Below are 22,660 nucleotides of genomic sequence, written 5' to 3' on the forward strand. Positions count from 1 at the left end.
CTTAATCCACGAAGTTCGTGGCCACCTCTGCGGGTACGCGCAAGATACGGCCCGTCGCCTTGTCGATGATCGCCCAGGTGGATTTGGCTGCGACCTTGACCTTGCCGTCCTCCCCGGTGAATTCGATCATCCGGTCGAACCGCGCCCCGCGTGGCGGCTCTGGAATCCAGGTGCGGGCCGTCACCGTCTGGCCTTGCGTCACATTGCCGCGATAGTCGATCTCATGCCGGGTCACGACCCAGATATAGGCGTCGATATGGGCGGGATCGGCATCCCGTTCCCAATGCTCGACCGACACCTGCTCCATCCACTGCACCCACACCGCATTGTTCACATGGCCCAGCACATCGATATGTTCTGGCAGGGCGGTGAAGGTCTTGGTGAAAGATGCGGCCACTATCCCTCCACCTTCAGTTGCCACAGGATGAAGGCGAACTCTTCCGCCGTTTCATGCAGGCTTTCGAACCGCCCTGACTTGCCGCCATGGCCCGCGCCCATGTTGGTCTTGAGCAGCAGGATATTATCGTCGGTCTTGGTCGCGCGCAGCTTCGCCACCCATTTGGCCGGCTCCCAATAGGTCACGCGCGGATCGTTCAGCCCCGCCGTCACCATCAGCGGCGGATAGGCCTGCGCGCTGACATGGGTATAGGGATCATAGGACCGGATCGTGTGAAACGCGGCCTCATCCTCGATCGGATTGCCCCATTCGGGCCATTCGCCCGGCGTTAAGGGAAGCGTTTCGTCCAGCATGGTGTTGAGCACGTCGACGAACGGCACATGCGCCACCACCGCGCCCCACAGGTCGGGATCGCTATTGACCACCGCGCCCATCAACTCGCCGCCGGCCGACCCGCCCGAAATGCTGATCCGGCCCTTGGATGTATAGCCCAGGTCAATCAAGCCCTTCGCCACATCCACGAAATCGGTGAATGTGTTGACCCGCTTGTCCAGCTTCCCATCCAGATACCATTGTTGGCCCAGGTCGTCGCCGCCGCGGATATGCGCCAGCGCAAAGGCGAAGCCGCGATCGAGCAGCGACAGGCGGCTAGTGGAGAAGCCCGGCTCCATGGCGAGGCCATAGGCGCCATAGCCATAAAGATGCAGCGGTGCGCTGCCGTCGCGGGGCAGGTCGGCGGGATAGACGATGGACACCGGCACCTGCGTCCCGTCGCGGGCCGTTATCATCAACCGCTCGGTCGCGTAGCGGCTCGCATCATAGCCCGACGGGATTTCCTGCATCTTGAGGACATCCAGCACCCCGGTCGCCAAATCATAATCGTAGATGGTGTCGGGCGTGACCATCGATTCATAGCCGATGCGCAGCTTCGTGACGTCATATTCAGGATTGTCGTCCAGCGACGCCGAATAGCTGGCTTCGGGGAAGGGGATGCGCTTGGGCGCGTGCGTCGCATAATCGCGCAGCTCGATCTGGTCCAGTCCGTCCTGCCGCCCTTCGGTGACGTAGAACCCTTTGAACAGGGTGAAATCCGTCAGGTAGAAATGATCGTCGGGCGCAATCACTTCCGCCCACTGGTCGGGCGCTGCCAGCGTCGCCTTCACCAGCCGGAAATTGGGATGGCTGTCATTGGTCCTGATGTAGAGCGTGCCCTCATGCTCATCGACATCATATTCGCGGCCGGGCTTGCGCGCCGCGACCAGTAGGGGCTTGGCAGTGGGATCACCCGACGGGATCAGCCAGGCTTCGCTTGTCACATGATCGCCGGTCGCGATGACGATCCACTTTTCCGAGGAGGTCAGACCGATCGAGACGCGGAATCCCTCGTCATGCTCGTGGAACAGCTCGACGTCGCTTGCGACATCCTGGCCCAGCCAGTGCAGCCGGGCATTATCGGTCCGCCAATTTTCGTTGGCCAGGCCGTAGAGCAGCCCCTTGCTGTCCGCGGTCCACACCAGCGAGGATAGCGTGTCGGGGATCACTTCGGGCAGGATCTCGCCTGAAAACAGATCCTTGATCCGCGCCTCGAACCGTTCGGACCCGTTAGTGTCGATCGCATAGGCGAGGTAGCGGCCATCCGGGCTGACCGACATCGCGCCCAGCCGGAAATAGTCATGCCCCTCCGCCAACGCAGGTTCGTCCAGTATCAATTCATCGTCACCGCCAACAACGGGCTTACGATACCATTTGCGATATTGCGCGCCGGTTTCGAAGGCGCGCCAATAAATATAGTCGCCATCCTTCTGCGGCACCGACTGGTCGTCTTCCTTGATGCGACCCTTCATTTCCGCAAACAACGTGTCGATCAACGGCTTGTGTGGCGCTATCGCTCCGTCGAACCAGCCGTTCTCCGCTTCCAGATAGGCCAGCACTTGCCTGTCCTGAACATCGGGGTAATTCGGATCGCGCAGCCATGCGTAAGGATCGTCCACCGTGACGCCATGATGCGTGAAACTATGCGCGCGGCGCTCGGCTACGGGCGGCAGGGAAGGAGGCTGCATTTGATCGGTCATTAACTATCCATGGTCCAGACGGGGTCATGCGCTGGAATAAGCGCGCGTACCCCTCTATGTTGTCGGCATGATGGCCGATGCAAGAGGCCCGACATGATCCAAGGGAATAGTGATGTCCAGTTATGAAGACCGCCTGAAGGCCCTGCGCGCGCAACTGGTGCGCCAGACGCTGGATGGTTTCGTGGTGCCGCTGACCGACGAGCATATGAGCGAATATGTTGGCGCCTATGCGCAGCGGCTCGCCTGGCTGACCGGGTTCCAGGGGTCGGCGGGCAGCGCCGTGGTGTTGCCGGAAGAGGCCGCGATCTTCGTCGATGGCCGCTACACGCTGCAAGTGCGCGAGCAGGTTGACGGCGCCCATTGGCAATATGAAAGCGTGCCGCAGACCTCGATCGCCGCCTGGCTCAAGGATCATGCCGGGCAGGGCGCGCGGATCGGCTACGACCCCTGGCTCCACACCCGCGCCTGGGTCAGCCAGGCGACGCAGGCGCTGGCGGAGAAGGGCGCGGAACTGGTCGCGGTCGATACCAACCCGGTCGACGCCATCTGGCCCGATCGCCCGGCCCGCAGCGACGCCAAGCTGGTCGTGCATGACGATCGCTTCGCCGGCCAGTCGGCCGCGGAAAAACGCGCCGCCATGGCGGACTGGCTGGTATCGAAAAAGGCCGATGCGGTGGTGCTGTCGGCGCTCGATTCGATCGCCTGGACCTTCAACATCCGGGGCAAGGACGTGGAGCGCACGCCTGTTGCGCTCGCCTATGCCATCGTCCATGCCGATGCTACCGCCGATCTCTATGTCGCGCCGGAAAAAATGGACGACGCGGTCGTCCAGCATCTGGGCAATGCGGTGCGTGTCAGAGACGGTGCGAACTTCGCCGCCGCGCTTCATGATTTCGCCGGAAAGACCGTTATCGCCGACCCTGAACGGGCGGTCGCGGCGATCTTCACCGGGCTGGATCAGGGCGGCGCGAGCGTCCTGTCGCTGCGCGATCCCGCCGTGCTGGCCAAGGCGATCAAGAACGCCACCGAAATCGCCGGGCACAGGGCGGCGCAGGCCCGCGACGGAGCGGCCCTCAGCCGCTTTCTCCACTGGGTCGCCGTTGAAGCCCCCAAGGGCGGCCTGACCGAACTCTCCGCCTCCGATCGTCTGGAGGCGTTCCGCAAGGACACCGGCCTGCTGGAGGATTTGTCTTTCGATACGATCAGCGGCGCCGGGCCGAACGGCGCGGTCGTCCACTATCGCGCCGAGGAAAAGACTAATCGCCCGATCGAGACGGGCAGCCTCTATCTGGTGGATTCGGGCGGACAGTATCGCGACGGCACCACCGACGTGACCCGCACCCTGGCTATCGGCACGCCCACGCAAGAAATGCGACATCGTTTCACGCTGGTCCTCAAAGGGCATATCGCGCTCGCCCGCGCGGTCTTTCCCAACGGGACGCGCGGCGGCCAACTCGACGCGCTGGCGCGGCAGTATCTCTGGGCCGAGGGGCTGGATTACGCCCATGGCACCGGCCATGGCGTCGGCAGCTTCCTGTCGGTGCATGAAGGGCCGCAGCGCATCGCCACCTTCGGCGGCGGGGACGAGCCGTTGCAGGCGGGCATGATCCTGTCCAACGAGCCGGGCTATTACAAGACCGGCGAATATGGCATCCGCATCGAAAATCTGGTGCTGGTCGAGGAACGCGCGGTGCCGGGCGCGGAAAAGGACATGCTCGGCTTCGAGACGCTGACCTTTGCTCCGATCGACCGCGCTCTCATCGCTACCGATCTGCTGAGCGGCGAGGAGCGCGCCTGGGTCGACGCCTATCATGCCGCGGTGCTGGACTTGGTCGGCCCGCAACTGGAGGGCGACGCGCTCGCCTGGCTGAAGGCCGCCTGCGCGCCGCTCTAAGCATCAGTCCTTGGGGTCTTCGGCGGGAGGCGGCGTTGCGCCCTCCCGCGAAGCCTCGCGCGTCTGGGCCTTGCGCCGGCGCAGATTGTCGCGCAGCGCCTGCGCCAGCCTCGTCTTTTTCTCGTCCTGCGTTTCAGCCATGCCATGGGCTTAAGCAAAATGCGTACTCGGCCGCAACCCGCCTTGACATCGGGCCGGGGGGCGGCCATAGGCCCGGCCTCCGAAGCGCGAACAGCGCTTCGGAACAGAAATAGAGTGCTGCCGTAGCTCAGTGGTAGAGCGCATCCTTGGTAAGGCTGAGGTCGTGAGTTCAATCCTCACCGGCAGCACCATTTCTCCCTCAAACATCTGAAACGTCATATTATAGCCCAGGCGACGATCGCCATCGCCTGCGCCGCGACGATCAGCCATAGCAGGGTCGAGAAGGGCTGTTTGCGCGTCTTGTGGCGAAAATACTGCCGACCGGCCAGCGCGCCTGTCGATCCGCCGGCCAGCGCCCACAGTAGCAGAGTGCGTTCGGACAAGCGGCGCAACCCCAGCCGGGCGCGCCGCTTGTCCATGCCAAAGAGGGCGAAGGCGATCAGGTTCGCCAGCAGCAAAGCCGTCAGCAACGGGGCCGTCGGCAACAGGATCGTCCCAATCGCGTCAGCGCCCAAAGCTGACGCCGATCCACAGCGTACGCGGCGTCCCCAGATCCATCGATCCACCGGCATTGCGGGTCACGATCGTCTCGTCGAACAGATTCTCGCCCCGCGCCACCAGGCTGAGGCCATGGCCGATCGGCAGGCGCGCGATCGCGTCCAGCGTCAGCGCATCGGGCAGGACGTCGCTTTGCAGGTCGTCCTCATATTGTTTGGCGACATAGCGCAACGTGGTTGACAGGGTGGGGCCGGAGGCGGGGCTGTAGGCGACCGTGGCGCTGGCCGCATGGCGCGGGCTCTGCGCCGGGGTGAAGCCGTTAAACGCCGCGCCGGGCGCACGGACCATGCTGTGGTTATAGGCGTAGGAGGCCGACAGACGGATGTCGCCCAGCGCCGCCGCCGCGGTCAGTTCGACGCCCTTGGCGACGATGCGATCGACATTCTGGCGCTTGCGTGTGTTCGCTATCAATGGATTGGTGACATTGGCGATCGCGTCGTCCAGCCGATTGTAGAAGGCGGTGGCGGACAGGGTGAGGCCGGTCAGCGGGGTCAGGTCGATGCCGGCTTCCACGCCCTTCAGCTTTTCGGGGGTCAGCGCGGCATTGGCCTGGGTCGTGATCGGGAAGACCACGAACGGTCGGTAGAGTTCGTTGAGCGTCGGCAGGCGGAAGCCGCTATAGGCCGCGGTCCGCAGCGCTACGGCGTCGCTGGCGCGATAGAGCGCGCCGACCCGGCCGGACACTTCCCAATCCGATCGGTTGGCATAATCGCTGCCTGTCGCGGCGCCGGTGGTCGCACTGACCTGATGGTAGAAGCCGTTGCGTATCGACCAGCGATCGCCCCGCACGCCGCCGGTCAGGATCAGCTTGCCTCCAAGGCCTTCTGGCGTCCAGTCATCCTCGACAAAAGCGCCGGTCGTCCACTGGTCGCCACCGGCATGGCGACGGAATGTCGTCGCGCCGCTCATGGCGTTATAGGCGTCCTCATACATGTCGCCGGTGGCGAAGCGCGTATCGACCCCCAGTCGCAGCACATGATCCGGGCCGACCGGCGGCCGGATCTCGATTTTGCCGCCGATGCCGGTGGACGGCGTGTTGCGCTGGTCCAGCGACTTGCGGAAGGTCGATGAGGACATGACTATGTTGGAGAAGTTGCGCGCCTGGACATAGGCCAGCGCATCGACCTGCCACGCGCCGCGGTTGATGTAGCGGATGCTGGCGTCCTGCCCCTGGCTCATGCTGTCGGCTCCGGCGAAGCGCAGCGTGCGGTTATCCTCGAACAGAGTGGCGCGGAATTGCAGTTCCGACGTGGCGGAAATCGGCGCGACCGCGCGCAAATTGGTGGACCAGCCGTCATAGGCGGCCGGCACGGTGGCGGCGACGCGCTGGTCCTTGGGCGTAGTGTGGAAGCCGTCGCCCCTGTCCCAGCGGCCCGACAGCGAAACATAGCCGCCGCCCAGATCCTGGGTCAGACCAGCAGAGACTTCGGTCGAATCGCGGCTGCCGTAAAAGGCGCTGGCGGAAAAATCGGGCAGTTGCGCGCGCGTCGCGCTGGCCAGTTCGATCGTCCCGGCCACCGCGCCTGCGCCGAACGCGCCGATACCGCCGCCGCGGGTGACGCGCACGACGGACAGCCGTTCCGGCGCCAGCGCGCTGAACGGGATATAGCCGAAGAACGGATCAGCGATCGGCACGCCATCGAGCAGCATCAGCGTCCGGCTCGACGCATTGCCCCCCAGCGCGCGCAGGGTCGCGCCCTGGTTGGAGGGATTGGACGATCGGCTATCGGACCGGCGGAATTGCTGGAAGCCCGCGACATCGCCCAGCACGCTTTCTATCCGCCCCGATGCGCTGTCGAGCAGCCGCTGCCGGTCGATCACCACCGATCCATAGGCCGGGGTGCCGGGCGGCAGGTCCAGCCCCGCGCCGGTGACGATGATCTGCGACGCCTCCCCCGGCGCATCGTCGGGCGCCTGGGCGAAAGCCAGCGTCGGTACGGACAATAAGATTGCAGGCAATATGACAGTTTTCATGGCGATCCCCTCGACGCCCCTCTCCTTATTTTCCATGCCTTTTGCAAACGGAAAGGGGCCGCATCCTTGTAGGATGCAGCCCCCGCCCCGTGACATTGTTCCTTTGGTCAGAAGAAGAGGATCGCGCCTGCCGCAATGGCGCTGGACGTGGCTTCGTTGCCGTTATGCGCCTGCGAATTGCTGCGCACATATTCGCCCAGCAGCGTCACCCAACTGTTGAGGCCGTAGCGGACCTGACCGACCCAACTGCTATTCTTGTCGACCAGCGTCGGGTTGGCCAGCGCATCGGCGATAGTGGCATAGTCGAGATTGCTTTCGCCATAGCTGCCGCCGACCGAGAATTTGCCGAACGTGGCCAGCCCCTGCAGGTAAAAGCCGTGGCTGTCGCGCTTGTTGCCCAGGCCATCGGTGTCGAACAGGTTGAGCGCGGTGGTGCCCAGGCCCGATGCGTCATAATAGGTGCCGACCACCGTGACCGGTCCGAACGTCACCTTCGCGCCTGCGTCCCAGCCCCAGCCGGTATAGTCCGGCCCTGCATCGACATTATGCTTCTGCGTCACGCCCGACACCCACAGTCGGGTGCCGACATCGCCGAACTTGCCATCATAGACGAACTTTGCCTGGAAACCGGGCTGCTTGTTGGTTTCGGCCGGGCCGGTCAGTGAAGAGAGCGGCTCGAAAATGCCGACGCTGGCGGTAAAGCCGCTGAAATTGGGCGTGGTATAAGTAATCTGCGGCTGGAAGTCGGTGTAGATATAGCCCGTGCCGATGCGGCCAAGCGTGGTGTTGGACGGGGCGACATTGCCCGCCGGCGTGCCCGACGACAGCAGGGTGATGTCGTTCAGGATCGCTTCCGACGCGAACAGGCCGATGTCGCGGCCGATCTTCACCTCGCCAAAGCCAGCGCGACCGAAGGTCAGGTAGGTCTGGCGGAAATCGATGCCCGCAGTTTGCAGCGCGCGGGGATTGCCGGCGCTATTGGCGCCGCCGCCGGCTGCATAATTGACCGAGTTGATGCCCGGATACATGCCGAAATGGGCGCCCACGTTCCATCCCTCCAGGCTGGTGGAGGCTTCCACTTTCAGGAAGCCGGGGAGCAGGCCGTTGCGCACGGCCGATGTGCTGCCGCCCACGGTGGCGACCCCGCCCGTGACCGCCGTCGTCGCGCTTGGCGTGTCGCCATTGTCATGGACGTAGAAGCCGTTGACCGAGCCGGAGAATTTCAGCGTCACGTCGCCGATCTGGAGGCCGACGCCGCTGTCGGTCATGCGCACATAGCCCGCCCCCCCGGATGCGTCGGGGGTCACCGCCGGGGCAGGGGCCGCGGCGGTCTGCGCCGCTTCGGCGGTCTGACCCTTCGCCAACTCCTGATATTCATCATCGGTCAGGATGCCCTTTTCGTGCAGCCGCTTCAGCAGATCCGCGGTGGTTCCGGCCATGGCCGGCGCCGCGGTGGCGGCGAGCATCAATGCTCCAGCCGCGCTCATCAGGCGCAACGTCCCCTTCATTATCATCCTCCCTGTATATCGCCGGCTTGTGTCCGGCTGGGGCGAAGAGTGGGACGGATGAGGGAACCGAGAAATTGGACTTAGGTTCTCGTTCCTTCGGACAGGATGCGAATCAGGGCGCGGCGACGATGCCCCACGGCGCAGCACCGACGGCGATGGTCTGCGTCACTGCGCCCTTGGCCAGGTCGATCACGGAGACATTGTCCGAAAGACCATTGGCGGCATAGGCGCGCGTCCCGTCGGCGCTGATCGCGACATGCCAGACGCGCTTGCCGACCGGCACATAGGCTCGCACCTTGCGGGTCGCGACATCGACCAGCGCGACATGATCGGCCCGGCCCAGCGCGATGACGGCGGTCCTGCCATCGGGCGTGAAGCGGATGCCGCAGGGCAGGATGCGATGGTCGGGGATGCCGGGAATAGCGAAGCGCAGCGTCTCGGCCACTTGCCGGCTGGCGGTGTCGATGATCTGCACCGTCCCGCCGACTTCCGCCGCGACCCATAGCTGCGCGCCGTCTCCGGTGAATTCGACATGGCGGGGCCGCTGGTCCGTCGGCGTCTCGGCGACCATTGTCTTGGCCTTGATGTCGATCCAGTTGACGACATTATCCTCCTCGGATGTGACCACGACCCATTGGCCGTCAGGGCTTTGCGCCACCCCCTCCGGCTCGCCGCCGACATCGACCTGGAAGGCGACGGTGCGGGTGGCGAGGTCGATCGCGGTCAGCGCGGCGTCATCCTCATTGGCGACGAACAGGGTCGCGCCGTCGCGCGACAGGAAAAACTGTTCCGGATCCTGCCCGGACGGCAGTTCCGCCACCACCTTGCCGCTCGCCCGGTCGATCACCTGCACCGCATGGTCCAGGCTGGCGCAAAGATAGAGATATTTGCCGTCCTTCGACACGGTGATGCCGCGCGGCCGGCCGCCCACCGGCCAGGTCGCCGTCACCGCGCCCGACGCGGCGTCGATCACGCTGACGCTGTCGCCGCGCTCGTTGGAGACATAGAGGGTTTCGGCCTGCGCGACGGCAGGCACTAATATCAACCCTGCCATGATGATGATGCGCTTCATACCCGCCTCCTGCCCCTAATCTTCTTCCAACGGTCTATCCACAGCCCGCTCGCTACGGGATTGTACCAATGGCCAATGGGGACGCGGCCCGCCCTTGCCTACACTGGCGGCCATCAGGGGAAAACCGACTGGGTGAGGATATAATGAAGATATTGGGTAGGGTCGCATTGCTGGGCGCCATCGCTACGCTGGGCATGACTGCGACAAGTGCATTGCTGGCGCATGGCGACGTGACGCCGCAGGCGGTCGATACGTCCGCGCTGCCGGAAATCGGCGAAACCTGGCTTGAGAAAAATCCCTATAGCGGCAACGCCAAGGCGATCGAGATCGGCCAGTCCGCCTATGGCCAGAATTGCGCGCGCTGCCATGGGCTGGACGCGGAAAGCGGCGGCATCGCGCCGGACCTGCGCTATCTGGAAGCGGGCGAGTCGGGCGACCAGTGGTTCGCCGAACGCTACCGCCACGGCTCCAGCCATGACGGCAAGGTCTATATGCCGCCCTTCGGCGACGTATTGGGGCAAAAGGCCGGCTGGGCGATCCGCGCCTGGCTCGAAACCAAGCACGAAGGCTGATCCCGATGCTCAGCCGTCGCGCATGGATGGGCGGGGCAGGGGCGGCGCTGGCGCTGGGCCTGTTGCCGGGTCGCAGCGACGCCGCGCCGCTGGCAAAGGTCAAGGCGCTCGGCACGCTGCGGGTGGTCGTCTACAAGGATAATCGACCCTGGTCGTGGGAGGAAAGCGGCAAGCTCGTCGGGCTCGACGTCGATCTGGCGCAGGCGATCGCCGTAAAGCTCGGCGTGCGCGCCGACGTGGCGGAACTCGTGGCGGACGAAAGCGCCGACGACGATCTGCGCAACGGCGTATGGAAGGGCGGCCTGCTGGGCTTCATGCCGGGCGACGTCATGCTGCATGTCCCCTTCGACCGCACCTTCGCCGCCCGCAACGATCAGGTCGCGATCGTCGCGCCCTATTATCGCGAAAGTTTCGCGCTGGCCGGCCTGGGCGGCGCGGTGCCGCTGGAAGGGATGCCGACCGAATGGCGCGGGCGCCGGCTGGCGGCCGAACTGGACAGCATCCCCGATTTCTATCTGATCGGCAGCTTCGGCGGGATATTGACCAAGGATGTGGCCCATTATCCGACCGGGTCGGCGGCTGTGGATGCGGTGACCGGCGGCAGGGCCGACGCCGTAATCGCCAGCCGCGCCCAGATCGAGGAGGGGCTGCACCGTGCGGGCGAGCGCGCCAGTCGGATCTCGCTGCGCAAGGGTCCATTGCCCGCCTTCACCTCGCCCGGCTGGGACATCGGCATGGCGGTGAAGGAAAATAGCCGCACGCTGGGCGATGCGGTCGAGGAAATCGCCACCGCCATGGCGGCCAGCGGCGAGATGAAGGCGCTGTTCGCGCGCTATGGCGTCACCTGGACCCCGGCGAACGCCGCGGGGTGAAGGCCGGCCATGTCCGACCAAAGGTCCAATTGCCGCTCTGTCTGGACGGCATAGTCTGCACATAAACGGGGGGCGTAGAGCGCCCGTTCAACAAGGGAGGATGGTTATGAAGGGACCGATCATGCGGGCGCTGTCGGGCGTTGCTGCGATGACGCTGGCGATTGGCGCCGCGCCGCTATGGGCCGAAGGGCCGACCGATGCGGATCTGATGAACGACGCCAAATCGACGGGCGACGTGCTGACCTATGGCATGGGGCCGCAGGCGCATCGCTTCAGCACCCTGAACGCCATCAACAGCGGCAATGTGTCGAAGATGGTGCCTGCCTTCGCCGCCTCGCTGGGCGGCGAAAAGCAGCGCGGCCAGGAAGCGCAGCCGATCGTCTATGACGGCACCATCTATGTGACGGGCAGCTATTCGCGCCTGTTCGCCTTCGATGCGCGCACTGGCGAGGAAAAATGGCAATATGACGCCCGCCTGCCCGACGGCATCATGCCGTGCTGCGACGTCGTCAACCGCGGCGCCGCCATCCATGGCGACAAGATCATCTTCGCGACGCTCGATGCGCGGCTGGTGGCGCTCAACCGTATCACCGGCAAGGTGATCTGGAACAAGCAGATCGCTGATTACAAGGAAGGCTACAGCGCCACCGCCGCGCCTCTGATCGTCAAGGGCATGGTCATCACCGGCAATTCGGGCGGCGAGTTCGGCGTCGTCGGCGCGGTGGAAGCCCGCGACGTGAACACGGGCGAGCTGATCTGGCATCGTCCCGTGATCGAAGGCCATATGGGCACGCTCAAGGGCAAGGATAACGGCATCACCGGCAAGCTCAACGCGACTTGGCAGGGCGATTTGTGGAAGAGCGGCGGCGGCGCGACCTGGCTCGGCGGCACCTACGACCCCGAAACCAACCTGCTCTTCTTCGGCACCGGCAACCCCGCGCCCTGGAACAGCCATCTGCGCCCCGGCGACAATCTCTACACCGCCTCCACGCTGGCGATCGACCCGGAAACCGGCGTCATCAAATGGCATTATCAGACCACCCCGCATGACGGCTGGGATTTCGATGGGGTGAATGAATTCATCCCCTTCGACGCCACCATCAACGGCAAGCCGATGAAGCTGGGCGCGAAGGCCGACCGCAACGGCTATTTCTTCGTGCTCGACCGCACCAACGGCAAGTTCATCAGCGCCAACAAGTTCGTCATGCAGACGACCTGGGCCAATGGCTTCAACAAGGCCGGCAAGCCCAACGTCATCCCCGAAGGCCGTCCGCCCGCACCGGGCGAAGGCAAGGGCAAGCCGGTCTTCGCCTCGCCCAGCTTCCTGGGCGGCAAGAACTGGATGCCGATGGCTTACAGCCAGGATACCGGCCTGTTCTACATTCCGTCCAACGACTGGGGCATGGACATCTGGAACGAACCGATCGCCTACAAGAAGGGCGCGGCCTATCTGGGCGCGGGCTTCACCATCAAGTCGATCGCGGAGGATCATATCGGCGCGCTGCGGGCGATGGACCCCAAGACCGGCAAGATCATGTGGGAATATAAGAACAAGGCGCCTTTGTGGGGCGGCGTTCTGACGACCGGCGGCAACCTCGTCTTCACGGGCACGCCCGAAGGTTTCCTCAAAGCGTTCGACGCCAAGACCGGCCAGGAATTGTGGAAGTTCCAGACCGGGTCGGGCGTGGTCGGATCGCCCGTCACCTGGGAACAGGATGGCGAACAATATGTGGCGGTGATGTCCGGCTGGGGCGGCGCGGTGCCGCTGTGGGGCGGCGAAGTCGCCAAGTCGTTCAAGGACATCAATCAGGGCGGCGCCCTTTGGGTGTTCAAGCTGCCTAAATAAGGAACCAGGCAAATGATCGTCATGGGACGTGGACATTATGCGCAATCGGCCCCGGCCATCCCGCCCGGCGCATTGCGGCTTGCCACGTCCCATGATGTGTCCGATCATCAGCGGCAGGGGCAGGATATGGGGCATTATATGGGCGGGGAAGCGGTCATGGAACGGGTGTTGATCATCGACGATCACCCGCTTGTGCGCGATGGGTTGCGCAGCGTGATCGCGATCAGTTTCGACAATATCGAGATTTTCGAGGCGGCGGGCCTCGAAGAGGCGGTCGCAACGCTGGAAAAGCAGGAAAATTTCGACCTGATCCTGCTCGATTTGAACATACCCGACGTGCGGCGTCTGGATGGCTTGAAACTTCTGCGCGATCGCTTTCCGATCCTGCCGGTGGTGATGGTGTCGGGCGCATTCGACCGGCCGATCGTGCAGGAGGCGCTGGCCGCCGGCGCCGCCGGCTTCATCCCCAAGTCGTTGAAGCGCAGCGCGATCGTGGAGGCGCTGCATCGCGTCGTGTCGGGCGAAATCTACCTGCCCGACACCATGGGGGAGGCCGCTGCGCCGTCAGCGGAGGAGGACGATATCGCCCGCCGCATCGACAGCCTGACGCCGCAGCAGAAGACGGTGCTGGGCCATCTTGTCAACGGCCGCTTGAACAAGCAGATCGCCCATGATCTCAACGTGTCGATGACCACGATCAAGGCGCATGTGTCGGCGATCTTGCAGAAACTGGGTGTATTGAGCCGCACCCAGGCGGTGATCAAGGCCAATCGGGTGCATTTCGGCGCCGATTGAGTCGCGGCCATCCTGCCTGCGAACCTGCTATTTCAACATGGTCCGCAGCAGAGCGCGCAACTGGGCGGGCTTGACCGGCTTGTTGAGCAGCGGGATGCCATGCGCATCGAGCCGCGCTTTCAACTCCTTGCCGCGATCGGCGGAAATCATCACGGCGGGAACCGGCATCGCGAAATGGTCGCGCAACCGGTCGAGCGCGACGTCGCCCGTCTCGCCCTCGTTCAGATGATAGTCGATCAGGATGATGTCCGGCGCGCTGTCGGCCGTGAACAGGCCGGTCGCTTCGGCAAAGCCGCCCGCCGCCAGCACGGTGCAGCCCCAGCCGCCCAGCAGCGTGCGCATCCCCGTCTGGATCGCCCGTTCATTATCGATGACCAGCACGTTGAGTCCGCGCATGGAGCGGTCGCGCCCGATCATCTCCGGTTCGTTGTCCAGGTCCGCCACCGGCTCGCCGGTCGGCAGATCGATCGCGAAGGTCGATCCGCGGCCGGGCGCGGACTCCAGCGTCACGCGATGGCCCAGCATGTCGCTCGCCCGCTTGACGATGGCCAGGCCCAGCCCCTTGCCGCTGGTGCGGGTGTCGAGCCGGCGAAATTCCTCAAACACCAGCGCCTGCTTGTCGGCCGCGATGCCGGGACCGCTATCGGTCACGCTGACGCGGATGGCCCGTTCGCCGACCAAACAATCGAGCCGCACCGATCCCTGTTGCGTATAGCGCAGCGCGTTGGACAGGAAATTCTGCAGGATGCGCCGCACCAGCCTGATATCGGACCGGACCCAGAGCGGCTCGCTCGCCATGTCCAGCACCAAGCCCGATGCGCGCGCGACGGGCGCGAATTCCACCCGCAACGTGCCCAGCAGCGTATCGAGCCGGAAGTCGCCAATCTCCGGCTGGATCGCGCCGGCGTCGAGCCGGCTGATCTCCAGCAGCGCCTCCAGCAGATCCTCGACCGAATCGAGCGCGGTCGATGTCTGGTTGACCAGCGCGCGGGTCGGCAGCGCCAGCCGCCGGTCGCCCAGCGCCGCGACGAACAGGCGCGCGGCGTTCAACGGCTGCAACAGGTCGTGGCTGGCGGCGGCCAGAAAGCTGGTCTTGGACAGGTTCGCCTTCTCCGCCGCCGTCTTGGCGTCGCGCAATTGCGCCTCGATCTCGCGCCGTTCGGCGACTTCGGCGCGCAGTTCGGCGGTGCGCTCGGCGACGCGGCGCTCCAGCGTCTCGGCGGTTTCCTGAAGGCCCGCCTGCGCGCGTAGCATGACGGTGACGTCGGTGAAGCCGATGACCTGTCCCCCGCGCTCCAGCGCCGTGCTGCGGACTTCGAAATGACGATCCCCGGCCGCGACCAGCGCATGGCGCGCCGCGCTTGGCTGGTCCCCCCGCCAGTCAAGGCACCCTCCGTCCGCCATGCCCAGCCGATCGCGGCACCAGTCAAGCAGCGCGCCATGGCTGGCCCCTTCCTGCGCCCAGTCGTCGGGCAGGTCGAGCACATGCTGCAACGCCTCGTTCCAGGCGGCGACCCGTCCCTGCGCATCGAACAGGCACACGCCTTCGGACAGATTGTCGAGCGTCGATTGCAGCACCAGATTGCGTTCGGCCAGTTCCAGCGCGCGGTTGCGGGCATCCTCCGCCTTCACTTCGGTAATATCGGTATAGATACCGACGATCCCGCCCTCGCTGGTGCGCAATTCGTTGATCTGGACCCAGCGGTCGTCGGCCAGCGCCTGGACATGGCCGCCATCGGCAACGCTGTGACGCGCCAGCCGGTCGGACACCCAGCGGTCGGGCGCGACCACCGATCCGGGGGGGCGGTGGTGCGCCGCGGCCAGCCGCGCGACATCCTCGAACGACATGCCTTCGTGCAACTGGTCGGCGATTTCGGGCCAGAAGCCCAGATAGGCGTCGTTGAACAGGACCAGCCGGTCTTCCGCATCGAACAGCACGAAGCCTTCGTTGATCGAATCGATCGCGTCGCGCAGCCGCACCTGCGCCGCTTCGGCGCTGGCATGGGCCTGGGCCAGGTCGGCATTGGCGGTGGCAAGCCTGCCCAGCGCGTCTTCCAGCTCGGTCGTCCGCTCGCGCACCATCGCTTCCAGTGTGATCGCGGTTTCGAACATCGAAAAGGCGTTGCCGGCCATGTCGCTGGACCGTTCCACCCGATCGATCAGCGCGGCGTTGATCTTGCGCAACTTGCGGTTGTCTTCGCGCAGTTGAGCCAGTTCCGCCTCGGTGGAAGGAAGGGTCGTTTCCGTCATCGCCCGATCGCCAGCCCGCTGAATGTCTGGTTGACGTGCAGCGCATGATATTGCTCGCCATAGGTGTTGAAACCGATCACCCGATGGCGGCCATAAAGTTCGGACACGGCGCGGCCGATCTGCCGCTGTTCCGCGTCGATGCGGTTGAGCACGCAATCGAAGGCGATGATCCGGTCGACCTGGCCGACATGGGCGCCGATGTCGGCGAACATCGTCTCCATCCCCGCGATCCGGTCGATCGGCTCGCCCACGGTCAGCACGATCCCTTCGTCGATCGCGCAATAGAAGGTCAGGCTGCCGTCCGGGTTGGCGCTCTGGATCGACCGGACATGATAGTCGCCGCCTGCGCGCACCATCGGCGGATGGGCTGCGTAAAAGGCCAGGCCCAGCGCTTCGCCGGCATGGCCCGCCAGCCGCAGATATTCCTGCGCGGCCGGTTCCGCGTTGATCTCGGTCACGATCCGGTCCTGCGGGATCGCGCCGGTCACGACCATCTTCGCCGCGCCGGGACGATAATGCTGCGCCTTGAACACATGGATCGGGCGCGGCGTGGACAGGATCGCGATCACCGCCGCGCGCTTGTGAAACCGCCCGCCCTCAAAAATGGCGGTTTCGCGGAACGCCAGCCCGTCGCCCGACGATCCACCGATCAGCGGGATGTCGCCCAGCGCATCCTGGATCGTCATCGTCAGCAATTCTTCGCGGTGCGACAGGCCATCGACCAGGAACAGCGCGACGTGGTTGACCGCCTCGCCCAGCCGCCGGCTGTCCCGATCGGCGATGGCGGCGAGCGACCGGATCGCCTCGCGCGCGGCAACGGGATCGAACGCATCGATATCGTCGAAAATATGGGATGTCAGGTGAAAGGCGTCGGCGGGAAAGCCGATCACGCTCAGGCTGTCCTCGTCATAGCCCGCCTCGGTCAGTTCACCCGAACTGGTGCAGCCGATCGCGACAACATGTTCGCTATGGCGGTTGACCGCGCGGGCCAGCGCATCGCGGTCGAAGCGGTGCGAGCAGAACAGCAGCATCCCGGCCAGCGGCGCGTCGCCCAATTGCCGCGCGACGTCCGCCATCGCCGTCGCCGGATCGGGCGAATGGCTCGACGCGAAACCGATTTCCGACGCCAGCATGGTCATGTTCCTCTCCCCCATGGCCTCCCCCTTTTCCGGGGGTTATGCACCGCGTCGCGTCCCAATGTCACGCCCGTCCTATGCCATGACCGCATCGCCCCTGGCCGGATCGCCCGCCGCTTCCAGCAGCGCATTTTCCGCGTCGTCGAATATCCGCGACCGCACGATGAAGCGGACGCCTTCGGGGCTTTCCAGTGACATGCCCGCGCCGCGTCCCGGCACGACGTCGATGGTTACCTGGGTATGGCGCCAATAGTCGAACTGCGCCGCCCCGATCCACACCGCTATGTCGCCCGCGACATGGCCCAGAAGCACGTCCTGCCCGCCGACCTTGAATTCGCCGCGCGGGAAGCACATCGGCGCGGACCCGTCACAGCATCCGCCCGACTGGTGGAACATCAGCGGCCCGTGCTTCTGCGTCAGGCTGTGCATCAGCGCTTCTGCATCTGGTGTCGCCAATATGCGTGGGGGCAGCCCGGTCATCCCGATCTCCTTTGAAAAAGACGATGCGGCGGGCATCGGGGAAAGGATGCCCGCCGCCGTCGAAGGCATAGTGGAGAGGAATCCGCCTTCGACGAACCGTTCCCCGCTTAGAAGAAGCCCAGCGCCCTGGGGCTGTAGCTGACCAGCAGATTCTTGGTCTGCTGATAATGGTCCAGCATCATCTTGTGGTTTTCGCGCCCGATGCCCGACTGCTTGTAGCCGCCGAACGCCGCATGGGCGGGATAGGCGTGATAGCAGTTGGTCCATACCCGACCGGCCTGGATGCCCCGGCCCATGCGATAGGCGCGGGTTCCATCGCGGGTCCAGACGCCCGCGCCCAGCCCGTACAGCGTGTCGTTGGCGATGGCGAGCGCGTCGGCTTCATCCTTGAAGGTGGTGACGGCCAGCACCGGGCCGAAGATTTCCTCCTGGAAGATGCGCATCTTGTTGTGGCCCTTCAGGACCGTGGGCGTCACATAGTAGCCGTCGGCCAGTTCGCCATCCAGCGATGCGCGCGCGCCGCCGGTCAGCAGTTCTGCGCCTTCATTCAGGCCGATCTCGATATAGGAAAGGATTTTTTCAAGCTGGTCGTTCGACGCCTGCGCGCCGATCATGGTGCTGGGGTCGAGCGGGCTGCCCTGCTTGATCGCCTTCACCCGTGCGATGGCGCGTTCGATAAACTTCTCGTAGATCGATTCCTGGATCAGCGCGCGGCTGGGGCAGGTGCAGACTTCGCCCTGGTTCAGCGCGAACATCGCGAACCCTTCCAGGCATTTGTCGAAATAATCGTCGTCCGCGTCCATGACGTCGGCGAAGAAGATGTTGGGCGACTTGCCGCCCAGTTCCAGCGTGACCGGGATCAGGTTTTCCGATGCATATTGCATGATCAGGCGGCCGGTCGTCGTCTCGCCGGTAAAGGCGATCTTGCTGATCCGCTTGTTGCTGGCCAGCGGCTTGCCCGCCTCCACGCCAAAGCCGTTGACGACGTTCAGCACGCCGGGCGGCAGCAGGTCGCCGATCACGTCCAGCAGCACCAGGATGGACATCGGCGTCTGTTCGGCGGGCTTGAGCACGATGCAGTTGCCCGCGGCCAGCGCCGGGGCGAGTTTCCACACCGCCATCAGGATCGGGAAGTTCCACGGGATGATCTGGCCGACCACGCCCAGCGGTTCGTGGAAATGATAGGCGATCGTGTCATGGTCGATCTCGCTGATCGACCCTTCCTGCGCGCGGACGCAGCCCGCGAAATAGCGGAAATGGTCGATGGCGAGCGGGATGTCGGCATGGGTCGTCTCGCGGATCGGCTTGCCGTTGTCGATCGTCTCGGCCATCGCGATGAGGTCGAGATTGGCCTCCATCCGGTCGGCGATCTTGAGCAGGATGTTGGACCGCTCGGTGGAGGACGTCTTGCCCCAGCTTTCCTTCGCCTCGTGCGCGGCGTCCAGCGCCAGCTCGATGTCGGCGGCGGTGCCGCGCGCGATCCTGCCGAAGACCTGGCCGGTGACGGGCGAGATATTGTCGAAATAGCCGCCCTGCACCGGCGCGACCCATTCGCCGCCGATATAATTGTCATATTGGTCGCGGATCAGCGTCTTTCCCGCGAAACGCTCCATCGCCTGCTGCAGCATGTGTCTACTCCCGATTGCTATGCGTAAAAATGGAAAAGCGGCGCGGCCCTTACTTCACCTTGGCCAGCGCCGCGGTCATGCGCTTGGCGGCGAAGGGCGGCATCTTCACCGCCCTGGCGGCGGCGATGTCGGCGGGCGTCACCTTGCCCACCTGCACCAGCGCGACCATGCCCATCGAATAATGCGGCATGCACTTGATGCCGTAGAGGCCGGACTTGCCGACGGTCAGCACCGCTTCCTTGTTCATGCCACCCTTCATCGGCGTCACGCCGGCGGGGAGCATGTTGGCCATGGTTTCGGCATTATGGCTGGCGTCGGTCGGCTTGAACCGGATCGTGTCGCCGGGTGCGGCCTTCACGAAGCTCGGCTCGAACACCATCGACCCATCGGCGCCCTGATTCTTCATCTGGACGACAATCTCCTTCGCCGCGGCGGGCAGCGAAAAGGCCAGGACGGCGGCGGTCAGCAAACAGGCCGGGATGCGCAGGTCAGTCAAATCACTCTCCATGGAATCGGACGGCTTTCTCTGCCGGATTGCATGGAGAGTGCGGCCACAGAGGCCGCGCGCACAATTGACCTTTGGTCCTATGGCGTAGCACCGCCGGCCGGCTCGACGCGGGATAGCGGCTTTTTCAGGTCGTTCCACCCGTCCGTTCCCTCGGCCAGCCACCAGACATTGGTGTAGCCAGCCGCGCGCAGCCGCTTGGCCGCATTCCACCCCATCCAGCAATCGGCGCGGCAGAAGAGGATCAGCATCCTATCGCGGCGGCCCTGTGTCAGGCGCGCGACCCCTTGAGCGAACCATGCGTCGATCCCCGGACCCGGCGCGCCGCGCCCGGCTTCGGGAAACCAGTGCGCGCCGGGGATGGATTCGTGCGGCGCCACCAGCCGCCAGCGCCCGTCCGCCTCGCGATGCCCGCCCTCGGCCGGCAGCACGTCGATGAACAGCGCGTCGCGTCCCGGCACCAGTTGCGCCGCGGCGGCCGGGGCGATCCGGCCGACGCCAGCCGGCGCCTGCCGGACCGGCGCGCGATAATGGGCGATGCGATAGCCGGCCGGGTCGAACAAAGGCGGCTGCGCGACCGCCGGCGACGCGATCAGCAGGGCGGGGATGAGGAAGCGGCGCATGATCGTCTCCGGGTGACCCAAGGACCAATGGTAACCGACGCGGGAGGAGAATAGACCCCGGCTTAAGGGAGAAGGATATTGCAAAGGCAGGCAAGCCTTTGGGTCGCGCTCGCCCTGGCATCGGTCGCGGCCGATGCCGGGGCGACAGCGCCTCAACGAACCCCCGAACGAACTGGGGCCGACCCGCTGGGGTCGCCGATGTGGGCCGCCCATGCCCGCACCCTGTTCGGCGACGATCCGGTGCGGTTCGATCCGCGCGTGCAGGTCGATTTCCCGATGATCGCGGAAAATCAGCGCGCCTTTCCGGTGGCGATCGACGCGCGCGCTATAGCGGGCGTGACCCGCATGGTGCTGCTGGTCGATCTCAATCCCATTCCCATCGCCATCGACTATCGCCCCCTCCACGCCGCCGCCTATGTCGCAACCCGCATCAAGCTCGACCAGCGCACCCCGGTACGCGGCGCGGTGCAACTGGCCAGCGGGCAATGGCTGGTGTCGGGCGGATGGGTCGATGCGGCCGGCGGCGGTTGCTCTGCGCCGCCGGTCAGCCGGGTCAGGGGCGACTGGGCCGACCATCTGGGCGAGATACGCGGCGAAGCCTGGCCGATGGCGGACGGGCGCAGCCGGGTGCGGCTCAATTTCCGCCATCCGATGGATACCGGCTTCGTCGCCAATATCGCCACCTATCATCTCGAAGCGCTGCGCGTGAAGGGCGCGGATGGACGGACGCTGGGCGAGATGGAGATATGGGCGGCGGTGGCCGAAGATCCGGCGATCACGCTGATGGTCGATGGCGGGGCCGGGGAGGCGCTGCGGGTCGAGGCGCGGGACACCAACGGGCGCGACTATCGCGCGGCGCTGTCCGTGGCGCGGCAATCACCTGTTCCGGCGTCGATGCCGGGCGGCCGATGATCCTGTCGCGGCGATCGCTGCTCGGTGGCGTGGCGGCGCTGGCGTCGGTCCCTGCGCGCGCGGCCGGCTATGCCATCGCCCCCGAACCGATCGGCGAAGGCGTCTGGCTGGTGCGCGGAGCGGACGAGCCGATCGAGGCGGGCAATGGCGGGGCCATCGCCAATATCGCGATCATCGCCACGCCGGCCGGGACGGTGCTGTGGGACTGTGGCCCGTCCGTCCGCTACGCCCGCGCGCTGCGGCTCGTGGCGGAGCAAGTGACGGGCAAGCCGGTCGTGCGGGTCTATGTGAGCCATCTTCATCCGGATCATGGCCTGGGCCTGGCCGCCTTCGATCCGGCCATCGTCGCGGCGCTGCCCGGCACGATCGACGCGCTGCGCGCGCAGGGGCAGGGCTATGCCGACGGCATGTACCGATTGTTGGGCGACTGGATGCGCGGCACCGATCTGCTGCTGCCGGGGCGGGCGATCACCGCGTCGCAGGAGGATTTTGGTGGCCGGTCGCTGCGCCTGCTCGCTTTGTCCGGCCATAGCGCGGCGGACCTGGCCCTGCTCGATCCGCAGACCGGCCTGCTGCTGGGGGGCGACCTGATCTTCCACGACCGCGCGCCCAGCACGCCGACGGCCGATCTGGCCCTGTGGCGCGCCAGTCTGGACCAGTTGACGGCGCTGCCGCACAGGGGCGTGCTGCCCGGCCATGGTCCGTTCGATCCGGGCGGCACGACGGCGATCGACCAGACGCGCGACTGGATCGACTGGCTGGAAGCGACGCTGACGCAGGCGGTGCGGGATGGGCTGGACATGGTGGAGGCGGGCGAACTGCCCATTCCCGATCGGTTCGCCAAGATGGCGGTGGCGCGCTATGAAGTGCAGCGCAGCGTGTCGCACCTCTATCCGGGGCTGGAGGCGACGCTGCTGCCGCGGGTGGATGTGCCGTGAATGCAACAGCGAGTTGGACAGTTGTCACAGATTGACGAAATTCAAGCCGTTGTTAAATAACGGTTTTTAGGAAGTCATGCGCCGGATCTGAACACATGACTTCCCATTTTTCTTTATAAACAATCACTTATGAGAATCCGTAAGCCCCGTAACGTGGACATTCCGGGCGGGAGGGTCAGTCGACGCCCTGGATGATGAAGGTCTGATAGTCGCCGCTGGCGAGCCGGTGCGTCAGCGCCTCCTGATAAGCGGGGCTGTCATACCAGGCCTCTGCCTCCTCGAAGGTCGGGAAGGCGATGATGACGGCGCTTTCGGTCGCCGGCCCATCGGTGGCGCGGGTCTTGCCATAGACGGCGAGCGGCGTGATGGCGTGGCCCGCCATGGATTTGCCGGCCAGATCGCCATAGGTGGCGAAGGTTTCGGCGTCGGAAATGCTGTTGCGGACGGCGACGAAATAGGCGGTCATGCTGTTTCTCTCCTGTTGTCA

Annotated in this window: 21 protein-coding genes and 1 tRNA gene; 8 read left to right on the forward strand and 14 right to left on the reverse strand. The window is 65.2% G+C overall.

Annotated elements, in window-relative coordinates:
- Position 1: 1 nt before the first annotated feature.
- Both V473_RS00090 and V473_RS00095 read right to left on the reverse strand, forming a co-directional pair.
- Positions 2-397: an acyl-CoA thioesterase gene (locus tag V473_RS00090; RefSeq protein ID WP_066598982.1), complete on the reverse strand. Its 396-nt coding sequence runs from the start codon at positions 395-397 to the stop codon at positions 2-4.
- On the reverse strand, positions 397-2,469 hold the full coding sequence (locus V473_RS00095; RefSeq protein WP_066598986.1) for a S9 family peptidase: 2,073 nt from the start codon (positions 2,467-2,469) through the stop codon (positions 397-399). The genes V473_RS00090 and V473_RS00095 overlap by 1 nt, the downstream gene beginning before the upstream one ends.
- A gap of 112 nt (positions 2,470-2,581) precedes the next feature.
- Here V473_RS00095 and V473_RS00100 point away from each other — a divergent pair, with 112 nt between their 5' ends.
- Positions 2,582-4,363 (forward strand): aminopeptidase P family protein, encoded by a 1,782-nt coding sequence (locus V473_RS00100; RefSeq protein WP_066598990.1) that lies wholly within the window; start codon positions 2,582-2,584, stop codon positions 4,361-4,363.
- 3 nt (positions 4,364-4,366) lie between these two features.
- Here the strand turns inward: V473_RS00100 and V473_RS23900 are convergent, their stop codons facing one another.
- Entirely contained in the window at positions 4,367-4,504 is a 138-nt protein-coding gene (locus V473_RS23900; protein ID WP_165363661.1) for a hypothetical protein, read from the reverse strand.
- Between the two features lie 116 nt (positions 4,505-4,620).
- Here V473_RS23900 and V473_RS00105 point away from each other — a divergent pair.
- Positions 4,621-4,695, forward strand: a tRNA-Thr gene (locus V473_RS00105).
- Positions 4,696-4,719: 24 nt separating this feature from the next.
- Here the strand turns inward: V473_RS00105 and V473_RS24310 are convergent.
- The 4 genes from V473_RS24310 to V473_RS00125 all read right to left on the reverse strand — a co-directional run bounded on the left by V473_RS24310 (position 4,720) and on the right by V473_RS00125 (position 9,616).
- On the reverse strand, positions 4,720-4,989 hold the full coding sequence (locus V473_RS24310; RefSeq protein ID WP_269076420.1) for a DUF1294 domain-containing protein: 270 nt from the start codon (positions 4,987-4,989) through the stop codon (positions 4,720-4,722).
- Positions 4,990-5,008: 19 nt separating this feature from the next.
- Positions 5,009-7,036 (reverse strand): TonB-dependent receptor, encoded by a 2,028-nt coding sequence (locus V473_RS00115; RefSeq protein ID WP_066604738.1) that lies wholly within the window; start codon positions 7,034-7,036, stop codon positions 5,009-5,011.
- Between the two features lie 107 nt (positions 7,037-7,143).
- Entirely contained in the window at positions 7,144-8,544 is a 1,401-nt protein-coding gene (locus V473_RS00120; protein ID WP_066598996.1) for a porin family protein, read from the reverse strand.
- A gap of 112 nt (positions 8,545-8,656) precedes the next feature.
- Positions 8,657-9,616 (reverse strand): PQQ-dependent catabolism-associated beta-propeller protein, encoded by a 960-nt coding sequence (locus tag V473_RS00125; RefSeq protein WP_066598998.1) that lies wholly within the window; start codon positions 9,614-9,616, stop codon positions 8,657-8,659.
- A gap of 143 nt (positions 9,617-9,759) precedes the next feature.
- On the opposite strand from V473_RS00125, the gene pedF reads away from it, so the two are divergent.
- The 4 genes from pedF to V473_RS00145 all read left to right on the forward strand — a co-directional run bounded on the left by pedF (position 9,760) and on the right by V473_RS00145 (position 13,701).
- On the forward strand, positions 9,760-10,188 hold the full coding sequence (gene pedF / locus V473_RS00130) for a cytochrome c-550 PedF (RefSeq protein ID WP_066599000.1): 429 nt from the start codon (positions 9,760-9,762) through the stop codon (positions 10,186-10,188).
- A gap of 5 nt (positions 10,189-10,193) precedes the next feature.
- Positions 10,194-11,060 carry a substrate-binding periplasmic protein gene (locus V473_RS00135; protein WP_066599003.1) on the forward strand — a complete coding sequence of 289 codons (867 nt, stop codon included), beginning with the start codon at positions 10,194-10,196 and terminating at the stop codon, positions 11,058-11,060.
- 106 nt (positions 11,061-11,166) lie between these two features.
- Positions 11,167-12,906 (forward strand): methanol/ethanol family PQQ-dependent dehydrogenase, encoded by a 1,740-nt coding sequence (locus V473_RS00140; protein ID WP_066599006.1) that lies wholly within the window; start codon positions 11,167-11,169, stop codon positions 12,904-12,906.
- 12 nt (positions 12,907-12,918) lie between these two features.
- Positions 12,919-13,701, forward strand: coding sequence for a response regulator (locus V473_RS00145; protein WP_066599009.1), 783 nt, complete (start codon positions 12,919-12,921; stop codon positions 13,699-13,701).
- Positions 13,702-13,728: 27 nt separating this feature from the next.
- On the opposite strand, the gene V473_RS00150 is transcribed toward V473_RS00145, so the two are convergent.
- The 6 genes from V473_RS00150 to V473_RS00175 all read right to left on the reverse strand — a co-directional run bounded on the left by V473_RS00150 (position 13,729) and on the right by V473_RS00175 (position 20,323).
- Entirely contained in the window at positions 13,729-15,951 is a 2,223-nt protein-coding gene (locus tag V473_RS00150; protein WP_066599012.1) for a hybrid sensor histidine kinase/response regulator, read from the reverse strand.
- Positions 15,948-17,090 carry an FIST N-terminal domain-containing protein gene (locus V473_RS00155; protein ID WP_066599016.1) on the reverse strand — a complete coding sequence of 381 codons (1,143 nt, stop codon included), beginning with the start codon at positions 17,088-17,090 and terminating at the stop codon, positions 15,948-15,950. Before V473_RS00155 ends, V473_RS00150 begins: the two co-directional genes overlap by 4 nt.
- Positions 17,091-17,162: 72 nt before the next feature.
- Positions 17,163-17,567, reverse strand: coding sequence for a DUF779 domain-containing protein (locus V473_RS00160; protein ID WP_066604747.1), 405 nt, complete (start codon positions 17,565-17,567; stop codon positions 17,163-17,165).
- Between the two features lie 107 nt (positions 17,568-17,674).
- Entirely contained in the window at positions 17,675-19,195 is a 1,521-nt protein-coding gene (gene adh / locus V473_RS00165; protein ID WP_066599018.1) for an aldehyde dehydrogenase, read from the reverse strand.
- Between the two features lie 49 nt (positions 19,196-19,244).
- Complete coding sequence (locus V473_RS00170; protein ID WP_408021480.1) at positions 19,245-19,691, reverse strand: pseudoazurin; 447 nt, start codon at positions 19,689-19,691, stop codon at positions 19,245-19,247.
- Between the two features lie 89 nt (positions 19,692-19,780).
- Positions 19,781-20,323 carry a rhodanese-like domain-containing protein gene (locus V473_RS00175; RefSeq protein WP_066599030.1) on the reverse strand — a complete coding sequence of 181 codons (543 nt, stop codon included), beginning with the start codon at positions 20,321-20,323 and terminating at the stop codon, positions 19,781-19,783.
- A gap of 78 nt (positions 20,324-20,401) precedes the next feature.
- On the opposite strand from V473_RS00175, the gene V473_RS00180 reads away from it, so the two are divergent.
- Both V473_RS00180 and V473_RS00185 read left to right on the forward strand, forming a co-directional pair.
- Positions 20,402-21,235: a quinoprotein dehydrogenase-associated SoxYZ-like carrier gene (locus tag V473_RS00180; protein ID WP_066599033.1), complete on the forward strand. Its 834-nt coding sequence runs from the start codon at positions 20,402-20,404 to the stop codon at positions 21,233-21,235.
- A complete protein-coding gene (locus V473_RS00185) occupies positions 21,232-22,173 on the forward strand; it encodes a quinoprotein relay system zinc metallohydrolase 1 (protein WP_066599036.1) in 942 nt (313 codons plus the stop codon). The genes V473_RS00180 and V473_RS00185 overlap by 4 nt, the downstream gene beginning before the upstream one ends.
- Before the next feature lie 175 nt (positions 22,174-22,348).
- Here V473_RS00185 and V473_RS00190 read toward each other — a convergent pair whose 3' ends face one another.
- Positions 22,349-22,639 carry a DUF1330 domain-containing protein gene (locus tag V473_RS00190; protein WP_066599039.1) on the reverse strand — a complete coding sequence of 97 codons (291 nt, stop codon included), beginning with the start codon at positions 22,637-22,639 and terminating at the stop codon, positions 22,349-22,351.
- Positions 22,640-22,660: the final 21 nt, after the last annotated feature.

It is taken from the genome of Sphingobium cupriresistens LL01 (assembly GCF_001046645.1).
Classification (GTDB): Bacteria; Pseudomonadota; Alphaproteobacteria; order Sphingomonadales; family Sphingomonadaceae; genus Sphingobium; species Sphingobium cupriresistens.